This is a genomic window from Sporosarcina sp. FSL W8-0480 (assembly GCF_037963765.1).
Taxonomy (GTDB): Bacteria; Bacillota; Bacilli; order Bacillales_A; family Planococcaceae; genus Sporosarcina.
Genome location: NZ_CP150166.1, coordinates 705,555 through 721,780, shown reverse-complemented (window position 1 = coordinate 721,780; position 16,226 = coordinate 705,555). Strand labels below are relative to the sequence as shown.

The 16,226-nt window shown below is 43.7% G+C and carries 14 protein-coding genes and 1 other annotated feature; all 14 genes read right to left on the bottom strand.

The window, feature by feature from the left end:
- Positions 1 to 93: 93 nt before the first annotated feature.
- Positions 94 to 2,172: an elongation factor G gene (gene fusA / locus NSQ43_RS03685; protein ID WP_339253109.1), complete on the bottom strand. Its 2,079-nt coding sequence runs from the start codon at positions 2,170 to 2,172 to the stop codon at positions 94 to 96.
- Positions 2,173 to 2,319: 147 nt separating this feature from the next.
- On the bottom strand, positions 2,320 to 2,790 hold the full coding sequence (gene rpsG / locus NSQ43_RS03680) for a 30S ribosomal protein S7 (RefSeq protein WP_147057469.1): 471 nt from the start codon (positions 2,788 to 2,790) through the stop codon (positions 2,320 to 2,322).
- Between the two features lie 35 nt (positions 2,791 to 2,825).
- On the bottom strand, positions 2,826 to 3,248 hold the full coding sequence (gene rpsL, locus NSQ43_RS03675; RefSeq protein WP_301242065.1) for a 30S ribosomal protein S12: 423 nt from the start codon (positions 3,246 to 3,248) through the stop codon (positions 2,826 to 2,828).
- A gap of 266 nt (positions 3,249 to 3,514) precedes the next feature.
- Entirely contained in the window at positions 3,515 to 7,108 is a 3,594-nt protein-coding gene (rpoC, locus tag NSQ43_RS03670) for a DNA-directed RNA polymerase subunit beta' (RefSeq protein ID WP_339253106.1), read from the bottom strand.
- A 115-nt stretch (positions 7,109 to 7,223) separates the two neighbouring features.
- A complete protein-coding gene (gene rpoB / locus NSQ43_RS03665) occupies positions 7,224 to 10,757 on the bottom strand; it encodes a DNA-directed RNA polymerase subunit beta (RefSeq protein WP_339253105.1) in 3,534 nt (1,177 codons plus the stop codon).
- A gap of 206 nt (positions 10,758 to 10,963) precedes the next feature.
- Positions 10,964 to 11,587 carry a class I SAM-dependent methyltransferase gene (locus NSQ43_RS03660; RefSeq protein WP_339253103.1) on the bottom strand — a complete coding sequence of 208 codons (624 nt, stop codon included), beginning with the start codon at positions 11,585 to 11,587 and terminating at the stop codon, positions 10,964 to 10,966.
- A gap of 135 nt (positions 11,588 to 11,722) precedes the next feature.
- A complete protein-coding gene (rplL, locus tag NSQ43_RS03655; protein WP_060203392.1) occupies positions 11,723 to 12,088 on the bottom strand; it encodes a 50S ribosomal protein L7/L12 in 366 nt (121 codons plus the stop codon).
- Between the two features lie 69 nt (positions 12,089 to 12,157).
- The gene (gene rplJ, locus NSQ43_RS03650) at positions 12,158 to 12,658 is read right to left on the bottom strand and encodes a 50S ribosomal protein L10 (RefSeq protein ID WP_283733636.1); all 501 of its coding nucleotides are present in this window, start codon (positions 12,656 to 12,658) and stop codon (positions 12,158 to 12,160) included.
- Positions 12,659 to 12,687: 29 nt separating this feature from the next.
- Positions 12,688 to 12,833 (bottom strand) — a sequence feature (ribosomal protein L10 leader region).
- 48 nt (positions 12,834 to 12,881) lie between these two features.
- Positions 12,882 to 13,580 carry a 50S ribosomal protein L1 gene (rplA, locus tag NSQ43_RS03645; protein ID WP_339253098.1) on the bottom strand — a complete coding sequence of 233 codons (699 nt, stop codon included), beginning with the start codon at positions 13,578 to 13,580 and terminating at the stop codon, positions 12,882 to 12,884.
- Positions 13,581 to 13,699: 119 nt separating this feature from the next.
- Positions 13,700 to 14,125, bottom strand: coding sequence for a 50S ribosomal protein L11 (rplK, locus tag NSQ43_RS03640; RefSeq protein WP_191693394.1), 426 nt, complete (start codon positions 14,123 to 14,125; stop codon positions 13,700 to 13,702).
- Positions 14,126 to 14,294: 169 nt separating this feature from the next.
- Positions 14,295 to 14,828, bottom strand: a complete 534-nt coding sequence (nusG, locus tag NSQ43_RS03635) for a transcription termination/antitermination protein NusG (protein ID WP_339254786.1) — start codon at positions 14,826 to 14,828, stop codon at positions 14,295 to 14,297.
- A 218-nt stretch (positions 14,829 to 15,046) separates the two neighbouring features.
- The gene (gene secE / locus NSQ43_RS03630) at positions 15,047 to 15,232 is read right to left on the bottom strand and encodes a preprotein translocase subunit SecE (protein WP_283733634.1); all 186 of its coding nucleotides are present in this window, start codon (positions 15,230 to 15,232) and stop codon (positions 15,047 to 15,049) included.
- A gap of 46 nt (positions 15,233 to 15,278) precedes the next feature.
- Positions 15,279 to 15,428: a 50S ribosomal protein L33 gene (gene rpmG, locus NSQ43_RS03625; RefSeq protein ID WP_339253094.1), complete on the bottom strand. Its 150-nt coding sequence runs from the start codon at positions 15,426 to 15,428 to the stop codon at positions 15,279 to 15,281.
- A gap of 137 nt (positions 15,429 to 15,565) precedes the next feature.
- Positions 15,566 to 16,216, bottom strand: coding sequence for an RNA polymerase sporulation sigma factor SigH (sigH, locus tag NSQ43_RS03620; RefSeq protein ID WP_339253092.1), 651 nt, complete (start codon positions 16,214 to 16,216; stop codon positions 15,566 to 15,568).
- Positions 16,217 to 16,226: the final 10 nt, after the last annotated feature.

Here is a 16,226-nt window from a genome sequence, read left to right as displayed (position 1 = left end):
TTTTATTATTTATAGGTATGGAAGCTGAGGTAAAATCCCCTCAACTAACCATATCTTACAAGTAATCCATGAAGTAAACAAGGATGAAATTAATTATTCACCTTTATTTTTCTTAATGACTTCTTCTGCAATTGATTTCGGAACATCTTCATAGTGATCGAATGTCATGGAGAATACCCCGCGACCTTGTGTATTCGAACGAAGTGAAGTTGCGTAACCGAACATTTCTGCAAGTGGAACCATAGCGCGGACAACTTGTGCGTTACCGCGTGCATCCATACCTTCTACGCGACCACGGCGTGATGTGATATCACCCATGATGTCACCCATGTACTCTTCAGGGATGATTACTTCAACTTTCATCATCGGCTCAAGTAGTACCGGGTTACATTTCGCGGCAGCATTTTTAAGTGCCATAGAAGCGGCGATCTTGAACGCCATCTCGTTGGAGTCAACGTCATGGTAAGAACCGTCGAATAGACGAGCCTTCACGTCGATCAACGGATAACCTGCAATAACACCGTTGTTTAAAGAATCACGAAGTCCTGCTTCAACGGATGGAATGTATTCACGAGGAACGACACCACCGACGATAGCGTTTTGGAATTCGAAACCTTTTCCTTCTTCGTTTGGAGAGAACTCGATCCAAACGTGACCATATTGACCACGACCACCTGATTGGCGGACGAACTTACCTTCAACTTCAGCAGAGCTGCGGAAAGTCTCACGGTAAGATACTTGTGGTGCACCGACATTCGCTTCTACTTTAAACTCACGTTTCAAGCGGTCAACGATGATGTCAAGGTGAAGCTCACCCATACCTGCGATGATAACTTCTCCTGTTTCTTGGTCTGTATGAGCGCGGAATGTAGGGTCTTCTTCTTGAAGTTTCGCAAGAGCAGTACCCATTTTGTCCTGGTCGCCTTTTGTTTTCGGTTCGATCGCAACCGAGATAACTGGCTCAGGGAATTCCATGGATTCAAGGATGATTGGTGCTTTGTCGTCACAAAGCGTGTCACCTGTTCCAGTGTCTTTTAGACCAACTGCAGCTGCGATTTCACCAGCGTGTACTTCGCTGATTTCTTCACGGCTGTTCGCGTGCATTTGAAGGATACGTCCTACACGTTCACGCTTGCCCTTCGATGTGTTCTGAACATAAGAACCTGATTGAAGGACTCCTGAATAAACACGGAAGAATGTAAGCTTACCAACGTAAGGGTCAGTCATAACTTTAAATGCAAGAGCTGAGAATGGCTCTTCATCGCTTGAATGACGCTCTTCTTCTTGTTCAGTTTCAGGGTTGATACCTGTCATTGCTGCGATATCAAGTGGTGATGGCAAGTAGTCGACTACAGCGTCAAGTACAAGCTGTACACCTTTGTTTTTAAATGCAGTACCACAAACAACCGGGTAGAATTCTACCGCAAGAGTTGCTTTACGGATTGCAGTTTTGATTTCTTGAACTGTAAGTTCTTCACCGCCAAGGTATTTTTCCATAAGATCTTCATCGAAATCAACGACAGCTTCGATCAATTTCTCACGGTACTCTTCAGCTTGAGCACGATATTCTTCAGGAATTTCCTCGACAGATGTATCTGTACCAAGGTCATTACCGTACATTGTAGCTTTCATCTCGACTAAGTCGATGATTCCGCTAAATGAATCTTCAGCACCAATCGGTAATTGGATTGGATGTGCGTTAGCTTGAAGACGGTCATGAAGTGTACCTATAGAATAAAGGAAATCAGCACCAGTCTTGTCCATCTTGTTGACGAATACAAGACGTGGTACGCCGTAAGTAGTAGCTTGACGCCAAACTGTTTCAGTTTGTGGCTCAACACCTGATTGAGCATCAAGAACAGTTACAGCACCATCAAGAACACGTAGGGAACGCTCAACCTCAACTGTGAAGTCCACGTGACCTGGTGTGTCAATGATGTTTACACGATGGCCTTTCCATTGAGCTGTTGTAGCAGCAGATGTGATTGTGATACCACGCTCTTGCTCCTGCTCCATCCAGTCCATTTGAGAAGCACCTTCGTGAGTTTCTCCGATTTTGTGAATCTTACCTGTGTAAAAAAGGATCCGCTCAGTCGTTGTTGTTTTACCAGCATCGATGTGAGCCATGATACCAATGTTACGAGTATTCTCTAAGGAGAACTCTCTAGCCATTTTGTATATCTCCTTCCGTTTCGGATTAAGACAATCTATACTGCATCGGCAGTAATCGGTGGCTTCTATCTTTATTCAGCAGGAACTCGGGCATCTGTTAGACAGATGTAGAGATTCTTTAGCTGAATAAAGATAAACCTATCGATCTTACCAACGATAGTGAGCGAATGCTTTGTTGGCTTCAGCCATTTTATGCATTTCTTCACGACGTTTTACGGATGCACCTGTGTTGTTGGAAGCGTCAAGGATTTCATTCGCAAGACGTTCCTCCATTGTTTTCTCACCGCGTGTGCGTGAGTAGTTCACAAGGTAACGCAATCCTAGAGTTGTACGGCGTTCAGGACGAACTTCAACCGGAACTTGATAGTTAGCACCACCAACGCGGCGAGCACGTACTTCAAGTACTGGCATTACGTTGTTCAATGCTGCTTCAAATACTTCTAAAGGATCTTTACCGGAACGTTCTTTAACAAGTTCAAACGCACCATAGAGGATTTTTTGTGATGTACCTTTTTTACCGTCAACCATCATTTTATTGATGAGACGTGTAACAAGCTTCGAATTGTAAATTGGATCTGGTAATACGTCGCGTTTTGCAACAGGACCTTTACGAGGCATATTGTTTTCCTCCTTTCGAAATGATCATTTCGTTATTAGTTTTTCTTTGCTTTTGGTTTTTTCGCACCGTATTGTGAACGGCTTTGCATACGGCCAGTAACACCAGCAGTATCAAGCGCACCACGAACGATATGGTAACGAACACCCGGTAAGTCTTTTACACGTCCTCCACGGATAAGAACAACACTGTGCTCTTGAAGGTTGTGACCTTCACCAGGGATATATGCGTTAACTTCCAAAGTATTAGTCAAACGTACACGCGCATATTTACGAAGAGCCGAGTTCGGTTTCTTCGGAGTCATTGTACCCACACGAGTACAAACACCTCTTTTTTGTGGCGAGTTAACGTTAGTCATAGACTTTTTGAAGCTGTTATAGCTTTTACCAAGTGCTGGTGCCTTAGAAGTGTCCGACTTCGATTTACGAGGTTTGCGGACTAATTGGTTAATTGTAGGCATCGGATTTTCCTCCTTTCATTGTGCTTTTAGTAAGACCACACATCCAGGTGGTTCATTTTTGGGGTAAAAACAATGTCTTTGTGTTTTTTACAACACAAAAACAATATGTCTGCTTTGTACCGATGATTGTCTTCTTTGCCTGTTCCATTTTTCAAAGTACAGACATTCAACTATCAACCTTTTGTATATTATCACTTTCAAGAAGACATGTCAACAAATAAAAAAATGGGGAGAGGATATTTTCTCTCCCCATTACATTTCACTACTTATTCCGCTGTTACCGTTTGCGCATCTTCAGCCTTTTCCAGTTGGATTTGGCGATAGCGCTGCATTCCAGTTCCAGCTGGTACAAGTTTACCGATGATGACGTTCTCTTTCAATCCAAGCAATTCATCTGTTTTTCCTTTGATAGCTGCATCAGTCAAGACACGAGTTGTCTCCTGGAAGGAAGCTGCAGATAAGAATGATTCGGTCTCAAGAGAAGCCTTCGTAATACCAAGGATGACAGGGCGTGATGTGGCTGGCACTTTTCCGACCTTCAGAACTTCAGCGTTCGCATCAGAGAATTGGTGGATATCTAATAATGAGCCAGGTAAAAGATCCGTGTCTCCAGCTTCGATGACACGCACTTTGCGAAGCATTTGGCGAACCATTACTTCAACGTGTTTATCACCGATTTCAACACCTTGCATACGGTATACTTTTTGAACTTCTTTAAGAAGATATTCTTGTACTGTAGCAACGTCTTTTACAACGATCAATTCCTTAGGATCGATCGAACCTTCTGTTATGCTGTCTCCGCGATCGATAGAATCGCCGACTTGCACTTTCAATCGGGCATTGTATGGAGCAAGATACTTACGCGTCTCCACATCCCCTTGAATTGTGATTTCCTTCTGGCCTTCGCGGATTTCATCAATCTCGGTTACTTGACCTTTGATCTCAGAGATGACCGCCTGCCCTTTCGGATTTCGCGCTTCAAAGATTTCCTGGATACGTGGAAGACCGGATGTGATATCATCCCCGGCAACTCCCCCAGTATGGAATGTACGCATTGTAAGCTGTGTTCCTGGTTCTCCGATGGATTGTGCAGCGATGATACCGACCGCTTCTCCAACTTCAACCGCCTCGCCCGTTGCAAGGTTGATACCGTAACATTTCTTACAAACTCCGTGTTTCGCGTTACATGTAAATGCAGAACGAATAGTAACTTTTTCGATTCCGGCCTCAAGAATTGCAGCGGACAGATCAGCAGTGATTAAGCCATCCTTCGGAACAATCACTTCACCTGTTTCAGGATGACGAATTGTTTTCTTCGTATGACGACCTTCAATACGCTCATCCAATGTTTCGATGACTTCTGAGCCTTCTTTAAGTGCGCTGATTTCCAGGCCGCGGTCAGTTCCGCAATCATCTTCACGGACGATGACATCCTGAGCAACGTCAACAAGACGACGAGTCAAGTAACCGGAGTCAGCTGTTTTCAACGCCGTATCCGCAAGACCTTTACGGGCACCATGCGTAGAAATGAAGTACTCAAGGACTGTTAGACCTTCACGGAATGATGATTTAATCGGCAATTCGATAATTCGACCAGCCGGGTTCGCCATCAATCCACGCATACCAGCAAGTTGCGTGAAGTTGGACGCGTTACCACGGGCACCTGAGTCACTCATCATGTAGATCGGGTTCGTGTTTTCAAGGGAGTCCATTAGTTTATCTTGGATAATGTCTTTCGCATTACTCCAATAGGAAATAACGCGGTCGTAGCGCTCTTCTTCCGTGATAAGTCCACGTCGGAATTGCTGCATAACCTTATCTACTTTACTTTGAGCGTCTCGTAAAATTTCATCTTTGTTCGGCAATACGACGATATCAGAAATACCGACTGTAATACCTGCTCGAGTCGAATATTTGAAACCAAGGTTTTTCATTCGGTCAAGCATTCTTGAAGTTTCCGTGATGTGGAACTTCTTAAAGATTTCCGCAATGATATTACCAAGAATCTTCTTACGGAACGGAAGCACCACTTCCGCACTTTGGAAATGTTCTTTTACATTCACAGTTCCATCGATGAAATACTTATCCGGCGTTTCAATTTGTAAGTTATGATTCGTCGGTTCATTGATGTATGGGAACGATTCAGGAAGAATTTCGTTGAAGATCAGCTTCCCTACCGTCGTCAATAAAAGCTTACGGTTCTGTTCCTCAGTGAATGTCGGGTTATTCAATGAGCTTGCTTGGATAGCAATTCTTGTATGAAGATGAACGTGACCTGTCTGATAGGCAATCAACGCTTCATCCGTACTACTGAATACCGAACCTTCACCTACAGAGCCTGCCCGCTCAAGTGTAAGGTAATAGTTACCTAATACCATGTCTTGAGATGGAGTAACTACAGGCTTACCATCTTTAGGGTTCAGAATGTTTTGTGCAGCAAGCATCAATAGACGCGCTTCTGCTTGTGCTTCAGCCGAAAGTGGAACGTGGACAGCCATTTGGTCACCGTCAAAGTCAGCGTTATACGCTGTACATACTAACGGGTGAAGTTGGATGGCACGACCCTCGACCAACATAGGTTCGAACGCTTGGATTCCAAGTCTATGAAGAGTAGGTGCACGGTTAAGTAATACCGGGTGCTCTCTAATAACGTCTTCAAGGACATCCCATACTTCTGAATGTAAACGTTCAATCTTGCGTTTTGCACTCTTGATATTATGAGCAAGTCCACGTTCAACTAGTTCCTTCATGACGAATGGTTTGAATAGTTCAATGGCCATTTCTTTCGGAAGACCACATTGATACATTTTCAAATTAGGACCAACAACAATAACCGAACGGCCAGAATAGTCGACCCGTTTACCCAATAAGTTTTGACGGAAGCGCCCTTGCTTCCCTTTCAACATATGGGAGAGGGATTTCAACGGACGATTCCCCGGACCTGTCACCGGACGGCCCCGTCTTCCGTTATCTACAAGCGCGTCGACAGCTTCCTGCAACATACGCTTTTCGTTTTGGACGATGATGCCAGGCGCACCAAGGTCAAGTAGACGCTTCAAACGGTTGTTACGGTTAATGACCCTACGGTAAAGGTCGTTCAAGTCGGATGTCGCGAAACGACCACCGTCCAATTGCACCATTGGACGTAGTTCTGGAGGAATGACTGGCAGCACTTCAAGAACCATCCATTCAGGTCGGTTTCCTGAGTTACGGAAAGACTCGACAACTTCAAGGCGTCTGATTGCACGTGTGCGTCGTTGTCCTTGAACGGTCTTCAACTCTTCCTTCAGCATTTCTGTTTCTTTATCCAAATCAATCGCTTTAAGTAGTTGTTCGATTGCTTCTGCACCCATCAACGCTTGGAATTTAGAACCATACTTTTCACGATATAGTCTATATTCCTTCTCTGAAAGAAGTTGCTTTCTTTCAAGTGGCGTATCCGCAGGGTCAACGACAACATAAGACGCAAAATAAATGATTTCTTCCAAAGCACGTGGCGTCATATCTAAAATAAGACCCATTCTGCTTGGAATGCCTTTAAAATACCAAATATGCGTTACAGGTGCTGCAAGCTCGATATGCCCCATACGTTCACGGCGCACTTTTTGACGAGTTACTTCAACTCCGCATCGATCGCAGACGACACCTTTGTAGCGTACACGTTTATATTTTCCGCAATGACATTCCCAGTCCTTTGTAGGTCCGAAAATCCTTTCACAGAACAAACCATCCTTTTCAGGCTTCAATGTACGATAGTTGATCGTTTCAGGTTTTTTGACTTCACCATAAGACCAAGAACGAATTTTATCCGGTGAAGCAAGGCCGATTTTCATATACTCAAAATTGTTTACATCTATCAAGGAGCCTACCTCCCTCTTATCTTATCTCCACGATGGATCCTCATCATTATCGTTTGAAAAACAGGAGAGCATCATTGGTGCTCCCCTATCCATTTGTACTCACATTATCGTTACATCAAACTGTTTGATCTTCAGTCATGAGATTCAATGCGTCTGTTGGTTGCATATCATCGTCATCGTCAAGATCACGCATTTCAATTTCCTCGAACTCTTCAGTTAGCATCTTGACATCCAACCCAAGGCTCTGAAGCTCTTTGATCAATACTTTGAATGATTCAGGAACCCCTGGTTGAGGAACGCTTTGACCTTTGACAATCGCTTCATATGTTTTCACACGACCTACGACGTCATCGGATTTGACTGTAAGGATCTCTTGCAATGTATAAGCGGCGCCGTATGCTTCAAGCGCCCACACTTCCATCTCCCCGAAACGCTGTCCACCGAACTGGGCTTTACCTCCAAGCGGCTGTTGCGTTACAAGTGAGTAAGGTCCTGTAGAACGAGCATGTAGCTTATCGTCAACCATGTGCGCAAGTTTGATCAAATACATGACACCAACAGATACCCGGCTATCAAACGCCTCACCTGAGCGGCCATCGTATAGGATCGTCTTACCATCACGGTCCATCCCTGCTTCTTCCATCGTTGACCAGACGTCTTCTTCGTTCGCACCGTCAAATACTGGCGAAGCCATATGAACGCCCAAGTTCCGTGCAGCCATACCTAAATGCAATTCAAGTACCTGTCCGATGTTCATACGAGATGGAACACCTTGTGGATTCAACATGACATCAACTGGAGTGCCGTCAGGAAGATAAGGCATATCTGATTCCGGTAAGATACGGGAGATAACCCCTTTGTTACCATGTCGACCAGCCATTTTATCCCCAACTGAAATCTTACGTTTCTGTACAATATACGCACGGACGAGTTGGTTTACGCCAGGTGGCAATTCGTCACCATCTTCGCGGTTGAATACTTTCACATCGAGGACAATTCCACCTGCACCGTGAGGAACACGTAATGATGTATCCCGTACTTCACGTGCTTTTTCACCGAAGATAGCATGAAGAAGTCTTTCCTCAGCCGTCAATTCAGTAACCCCTTTAGGCGTTACTTTACCGACAAGAATATCGCCGTCGCGCACTTCCGCACCAATACGGATGATACCGCGGTCATCAAGGTTTCTAAGCGCTTCTTCCCCGACATTCGGAATATCTCTTGTAATTTCTTCAGGTCCAAGTTTCGTGTCACGTGCTTCTGATTCATATTCTTCGATGTGAATCGATGTGAATACATCATCTTTCACGAGACGCTCACTCATGATGATAGCATCCTCGTAGTTATATCCGTCCCATGTCATGAAGGCAACAAGAACGTTACGTCCAAGCGCAAGCTCTCCTTGTTCCATCGAAGAACCATCCGCAATGATATCACGTGGTTTTACACGATCTCCAACACTAACAATTGGACGTTGGTTATAACACGTTCCTTGGTTAGAGCGAATAAAGTTTTCAAGTTTGTAAATAGTAAGGTCACCCTTAACTTCTTTGCCATCCACCGTCTCAATGCGGCGAATACGGATTTCCCTTGCTTCTACATGCTCAACAATTCCGTGGAATTTCGCAAGAACCGCAGCACCCGAGTCACGAGCCGACACATGTTCCATTCCTGTCCCGACAAACGGAGCTTCAGGATTCAACAATGGCACAGCTTGACGTTGCATGTTCGCACCCATCAATGCACGGTTCGAGTCATCATTTTCAAGGAACGGGATACATGCTGTCGCAGCAGATACAACCTGTTTTGGAGATACGTCCATATAGTCGATCTGTTCACGTTTGAATACTGTATTGTCACCTTGGAAACGTCCGACCACTTCTTCATTGACATACGATCCATCTTCGTTCAATGGAGCATTCGCTTGAGCGACGACATAGTTGTCTTCCATGTCAGCAGTCAAGTAGTCGATTCGAGCAGTGACGCGGTTCGTTTCAGGGTCAACCTTTCGATAAGGAGTTTCAATGAAACCGAATTTATTTACTCTCGCAAATGTCGATAGGGAGTTGATCAAACCAATGTTCGGACCCTCAGGTGTTTCAATCGGACACATACGTCCATAGTGGGAGTAGTGAACGTCACGCACTTCCATACCTGCACGTTCCCTTGTCAATCCACCAGGTCCTAAAGCAGACAATCTACGCTTATGCGTCAATTCTGCAAGAGGGTTCGTTTGGTCCATGAATTGTGAGAGCTGTGAACTTCCGAAAAACTCTTTTATCGACGCGATTACCGGTCTGATATTGATCAATTGCTGTGGCACGATAGATTGAGTGTCGTTAATGGACATACGTTCTTTAACAACACGTTCCATACGGGACAATCCAATACGGAATTGGTTTTGAAGCAATTCACCTACAGAACGAAGGCGGCGATTTCCAAGATGGTCGATGTCATCCGTATTCCCTACTCCATGCAATAAGTTGAAGAAATAGCTGATGGATGCAACGATATCCGCTGGCGTTACATGCTTCACTGATTCATCAATGTTAGCATTGGAGATGACATTGATCACTTGCTTCTCTTCGCTTTTCGGAGCGTAGATTTTAATTGTTTGGATTGTGATGTCTTCTTCAAGAACACCACCAACATGCGAGATTTCTTGAATCCCAACTCCCTTTTCAAGGTGAGGAAGTAGGCGGTCCAATGTTCTACGGTCAATCAGTTGATCTTTCTCAACTAAAATTTCACCTGTTTCAGGGTCAGCAAGTGTTTCGGCAACCGTTTGATTGAATAGACGGTTTTGCAGATGTAATTTCTTGTTCATCTTGTATCGACCAACATTGGCCAAGTCATATCTTTTCGGGTCGAAGAAACGGGAGAATAACAAGCTTCTTGCACTATCCAACGTTGGTGGCTCACCAGGACGTAGGCGTTCATAGATTTCAAGCAAAGCTTTTTCGGAGTTCTCCGTGTTATCCTTTTCAAGCGTGTTGAGTAAGTATTCATTCTCACCGATCAAGTCGATGATTTCCTGATCTGTAGAGAAACCAAGTGCACGTAAGAGAACAGTTATCGGTAATTTTCTGGTGCGGTCAATTCGGACATGAACGACATCTTTTGCATCCGTTTCATATTCCAACCAAGCACCCCGGTTAGGGATTACAGTAGCTGCAAATCCACGTTTTCCATTCTTGTCCGTCTTGTCATTGTAGTAGACGCTAGGGGATCGAACGAGCTGGGATACGATGACCCTTTCCGCTCCATTAATGATGAAAGTTCCGTTTTCTGTCATAAGCGGGAAATCTCCCATGAAAACGTCTTGCTCTTTAACTTCTTCTGTTTCCTTGTTATGCAAGCGCACTTTTACACGTAGCGGTGCCGCGTACGTTACGTCACGCTCTTTTGATTCATCAACAGGGTATTTCGGTTCACCAAGTTGATAATCAATGAATTCCAACGAAAGATTACCTGTGAAATCTTGGATTGGCGAAATATCACGGAACATCTCCCGTAATCCTTCTTCCAAGAACCACTCATAAGATGCCGTCTGGATTTCAATTAAATTCGGCAGCTCGAGAACTTCATTGATCCGCGCGAAACTTCTGCGCTGACGGTGTTGACCATACTGAACTAAATGACCTGTCAACTATTTCACCCCTCAAAACAATATTAGTCTTTGCGAAATCATAAAAATGGTGTATGATATCGAAAAACAAAAAGAAAACGAGTTCCGGCAAGAGCTCATTTTCGGTTTAACAATCTTTTATCCATTGCCAGTATGCCTTACATTTCCAAAACTTATGCAAAAGGGCACACGAACGCATTATATTATTTATGCATTTTACAATACTATCACAAGTGGCCAGACGCGTCAATACTTTTTCGGGATTTCAATATAAAATACCCCTTTTTCTTCTCCACTGTTTCCACGTTACCGAAAAGCTCAGTCAAATGGGTAATTGTCGACGGGGCACCCTGTTTCTTCTGGATGACAACCCACAACTCTCCCCCTGCCTTCAGTTTGGAAAAAGCATCATCGTATATCCTAAATACCGTCTCTTTTCCTGCCCGGATGGGTGGGTTCGTCAACACTGCAGCGAAACCCTCCTTGCTAACAGCCGACAATGCGTCGCTTGGATAAATCTCCACATTCTTTATGTCATTCAATACTGCATTGTCTTTTGACAGCGCCATCGCCCGTTCATTCACATCGACCATATGGATATTCCGATTCGGAAAAGATGCGGCAATCGACAAACCTATCGGACCATAACCACAACCGACATCTAACAGATCTCCATCTACTTCAGGTATGACGAAGGATTCCGCCAACAAACGTGAACCAAAATCCAACTCACCCTTACTAAACACACCGGCATCCGTCTTGAAACGCAATCTATGGCCACGAATTGTAACCTGCCATTCTTTCGGATCACTTTTCACAGTGGGGTTTTTAGAATAATAATGATCAGACATATAAACCCTCCCTTCAACTGAAGGTTGCCCATATTTTATTTGAGATAAGCTTTGATTTGACCAACTCGCTACAGATAAAAAAACGAAGAAAAGCCCGTCCAAATTCGACGAGCCTTCCTTCATCTATAAAAGAAATTACTTAACTTCTACGCCAGCGCCAACTTCTTCAAGTTTAGCTTTCATTTCTTCTGCTTCTTCTTTAGATACGCCTTCTTTGATTGCCTTAGGAGCGTTATCAACTACTTCTTTAGCTTCTTTCAAGCCAAGGCCAGTAAGTTCACGTACAACTTTGATAACCTTAATTTTTTGGTCTCCTGCAGATGCAAGAACTACGTCGAATTCAGTTTGCTCAGCAGCAGCTTCACCAGCACCCGCACCGCCAACCATTGCAACTGGAGCTGCAGCAGTTACGCCGAATTCTTCTTCGATTGCTTTTACAAGATCGTTCAATTCAAGAACTGTCATTTCTTTAATCGCGTCAAGGATTTGTTCTTTAGTCATTATATTTTCCTCCTAAATAGGTTTTTGTTTTGTCGGGTTAACCCGCAGATTTTTGTTCAGGCGACCAGATTAAGCGCCTTGTTCCTCTTTTTGCTCTGCAACTGCTTTTGTTGCAAGCGCGAAGTTGCGCATTGGAGCTTGAAGAACGCTGAGTAGCATGGAAAGAAGACCTTCGCGTGAAGGAAGTTCAGCCAACGCTTTAACTTCTTCAACAGAAGCGATTTGTCCTTCAATCACACCTGCTTTGATCTCAAGTTTGTCGTTCTTTTTAGCGAAATCGTTAAGGATTTTAGCCGGAGCTACAACATCTTCAGTTGAGAATGCAATTGCATTCGGTCCTGTCAAATGTTCGTTCAACCCTTCAAGACCCGCTGATTCAGCAGCACGACGTGACATTGAGTTTTTGTAAACTTTGAAGTCGATACCTGCATCACGAAGCTGTTTACGAAGTTCCGTAACTTGACCGACGTTAAGACCACGGTAGTCTACAACGACAACAGAAACTGCTGATTTCAATTTGCCTGAAATCTCTTCAACAACTGCTTGTTTAGCCTCTAATACTTTGCTCATCTTGACACCTCCTGTAAGAATGTCATTTATACCGATATGAAAAGCCCTCGCAGTCCATAAGGTAGACCACGAGGGCAGAAAAGTCGTCATCTTTAATAAAAGAGCGTCTTGTCCTCGGCAGGATGATTAAGCGATAAAGCGCCCCTGCTGTCTACGGTACAAATGATTAAGTTTCGCAACAAACGAAATCTTACTACAAGATTTCATGCTTGTCAACAGTTTTTTATTTAATAACTACAGACGAAGGATCGATTTTCACCGCAGGGCCCATAGTAGTCGTAATGTTTACAGACTTCATGTAAGTCCCTTTCGCTGCAGCTGGTTTAGCTTTTTGAATTGTTTCAAATACAGTTTTAAAGTTTTCTTCAAGCTTTTCGTTATCGAAAGATGCTTTTCCGATTGGCGCGTGAATGATACCAGCTTTGTCCGCACGGTATTCAACTTTACCTGCTTTGATTTCTGCAACAGCTTTAGCAACATCAAATGTTACTGTACCTGTTTTAGGGTTTGGCATTAAGCCTTTTGGTCCTAATACACGACCAATTTTACCAACTTCGCCCATCATGTCCGGAGTTGCAACGATAACGTCGAAATCGAACCAGCCTTGTTGGATTTTAGTGATGTACTCAGCATCGCCTGCATAGTCTGCACCTGCAGCTTCCGCTTCTTTCAATTTTTCGCCTTTAGCGAAAACTAGAACGCGTTGAGTTTTACCAGTTCCGTTCGGAAGCACAACTGCCCCACGGATTTGCTGGTCGTTTTTACGAGTGTCGATTCCAAGACGGAATGCGACTTCAACTGTTGCATCGAAGTTAACTGTGCTTGTTTTTTTCGCAAGCTCAATCGCTTCTTTCAAGTCGTACACTTGTGTGCGGTCAACAAGTTTTGCCGCCTCAGTGAACTTTTTACCTCTTTTAGCCATTGTAAATTTCCTCCTCTAGTGGTTTTAACGGATTGAACCTCCCACGAATAAGGGTTGCGTGTTCCATAGGAACAAGCGCAACCCCCACTACAAAGAAACATTCGAGTATAAGGTCAGGATCAGTCTTCGATCGTGATTCCCATACTGCGAGCAGTACCTTCAACCATTGCCATCGCTGCTTCAACCGATGCTGCGTTAAGGTCTTCCATCTTTTGTTCTGCAATTTCGCGAACTTTATCACGTTTTACAGTAGCTACTTTCTTCTTGTTAGGTTCGCCTGAACCCTTTTGAAGATTAGCTGCAACTTTCAGCAAAACTGCTGCTGGTGGAGTTTTTGTAATGAATGTGAATGAACGGTCCTCAAATACAGTTATTTCAACAGGGATGATTAAGCCTGCTTGATCTGCTGTACGTGCATTGAAATCTTTACAGAATCCCATGATGTTAACACCTGCTTGACCAAGTGCTGGTCCAACTGGTGGAGCTGGGTTAGCTTTACCTGCAGGGATTTGCAATTTCACAATTTTGGTTACTTTTTTAGCCACGAGACACACCTCCTTAAGTCCGTGATGTGGTAATTGGGTTGCCCCTCCCACTCAATATGTGTCTGCCGGTTCCCCGGTAGAATTTGGTTAATCCGCCCAGGCTGTTTTATTTACAGTCTGACCTTTGAAATGATACCACTATTATGCTTGTCTTGCAAGTGGTTTCTACTTACAATTTTTGAACTTGTTCAAAGTCAAGTTCCATAATCGTTTCTCTACCGAACATATCTACAGAAACGCGTACCTTGCCTTTGTCCTGATCAATTTCTTCCACTTTCCCTTGGAAGTGCGCAAATGGTCCGTCAAGGACTTCAATTGTTTCTCCAACTTCGAAATCCGCCTCAGCTTTACGCTCTTTCATACCCATTTGTTTAAGGATGAAATCTACTTCTTCTGGCAATAATGGCGTCGGTTTAGCTCCACCACCTGAAGATCCGATGAAGCCTGTTACTCCTGGTGTGTTTCTGACGACGTACCAAGAGTCGTCCGTCATGATGATTTCAACAAGGACGTAGCCAGGGAACGTCTTTTTCATGACGGTGCGTTTTTTACCGTCTTTAAAGTCAGTTTCCTGTTCTTCGGGGATGACCACCCGGAATATTTTATCTTGCATACCCATTGTCTCTACACGTTTTTCCAGGTTGGCTTTCACCTTATTTTCGTATCCTGAATACGTATGGACAACGTACCAATTTTTCTCCATTTCCATAATGACAAGGACCGTGTGTCCGTCCCTCCTTTTTTAAATAAAATGTTGATTTCCGTTCCAGGCGGACGCCTTCCGCGGGAGTCGCCGCCTTCCACTCCAATCAAGGAAGTGATAATTTATCAAATCTCAAAAATATTTTTGAGAAATGAAAAAACCCGTTCATTTGAAAAGACGGGATATTTTCAACAGGGATATTCATACTGCACTACTTATTATAACCCAACATACCATTCCATTACTTCAGAAATGCCTAAATCGACAAGACCGAAATAAACTGCCATGAAGACAACTGTAAAGATAACGACAATTGTATAGCGTGTCAATTCTTTCTTTTTCGGCCAGCTGACTTTTCGCATTTCAGAGACAACAGCTTTTAAGAAACCGGTAATTTTCCCCATTTATCTATATACCTCCGAACACTAAATGTATTTCTGCAGTTTGATACTAAATCGTTTGTTTATGTTCAGTATGTGCATTGCATTGTTTGCAAAACTTCTTAACTGTAAAACGGATTGCAGACTGGGAATTGTTAGTTGGGACAACGTAGTTCCTTGACCCACAATCATTACAGCTCAAGATCATCTTTTTAGACATTTTCTCACCCGAAACTCTTAGTGGCACAAGCGCGTGTCAACAGTAAAGTAATTTGTCTTTGTCTTGTTAGAGAGTACCACCTAACACTGACGATGTCAACATGACGGGAAATCTTTGGCAGACTATTACGCAAGTTTTCAAAATACGACACCAACCTGCATATGTCGCTCAAGTTTCCGTTTAATTCGCTGCAAAGCATTGTCCACAGATTTCACTTGCCGGTTCAATTCGTCAGAAATTTCCTGGTAAGATTGCCCTTCCAAATAAAGTGAAAGCACCTGCTTTTCAAGTTCACTTAGAACTTTATTGATTTCCCCTTCCATTTGGATGAAGTCCTCTTTGTGGATCATCAAGTCCTCTGGATCGTCCAAAACCGAGCCCCCAATTACATCAAGCAGCGTGCGATCAGACTCTTCGTCGTAAACAGGCTTGTCCAATGATACAGATGTATTCAATGGAATATGCTTCTGCCTTGTTGCTGTCTTAATAGCTGTAATGATTTGTCTTGTGATGCATAGCTCAGCGAAGGCCCTGAAGGAACTCAAACGATCCATCCTGAAATCCCGGATCGCTTTGTAGAGGCCTATCATTCCTTCTTGAATAATATCTTCCCTATCCCCGCCCGTCATGAAATATGAGCGCGCTTTCATTTTAACGAAAGGTTGATATTTTGTAATAAGGAAATCCAGTGCATCTGTACCGCCTTCTTGAATGCGGACTATAAGCTCTTCATCGGAAAGTTTTGTGAAGTCCTTAATTTCCCCCTGAACATGTTGCTTTCCCACCAATCGCCACACC

Bases quoted from the DNA above. Each gene is read 5' to 3' on its own strand.
- rplA (WP_339253098.1), bottom strand. From the start codon at position 13,580: ATGGCTAAAAGAGGTAAAAAGTTCACTGAGGCGGCAAAACTTGTTGAC.
- secE (WP_283733634.1), bottom strand. From the start codon at position 15,232: ATGGGGAAAATTACCGGTTTCTTAAAAGCTGTTGTCTCTGAAATGCGA.
- rplJ (WP_283733636.1), bottom strand. From the start codon at position 12,658: ATGAGCAAAGTATTAGAGGCTAAACAAGCAGTTGTTGAAGAGATTTCA.
- rpsG (WP_147057469.1), bottom strand. From the start codon at position 2,790: ATGCCTCGTAAAGGTCCTGTTGCAAAACGCGACGTATTACCAGATCCA.
- fusA (WP_339253109.1), bottom strand. From the start codon at position 2,172: ATGGCTAGAGAGTTCTCCTTAGAGAATACTCGTAACATTGGTATCATG.
- rpsL (WP_301242065.1), bottom strand. From the start codon at position 3,248: ATGCCTACAATTAACCAATTAGTCCGCAAACCTCGTAAATCGAAGTCG.
- nusG (WP_339254786.1), bottom strand. From the start codon at position 14,828: ATGGAGAAAAATTGGTACGTTGTCCATACGTATTCAGGATACGAAAAT.
- rplL (WP_060203392.1), bottom strand. From the start codon at position 12,088: ATGACTAAAGAACAAATCCTTGACGCGATTAAAGAAATGACAGTTCTT.
- rpmG (WP_339253094.1), bottom strand. From the start codon at position 15,428: ATGTCTAAAAAGATGATCTTGAGCTGTAATGATTGTGGGTCAAGGAAC.
- NSQ43_RS03660 (WP_339253103.1), bottom strand. From the start codon at position 11,587: ATGTCTGATCATTATTATTCTAAAAACCCCACTGTGAAAAGTGATCCG.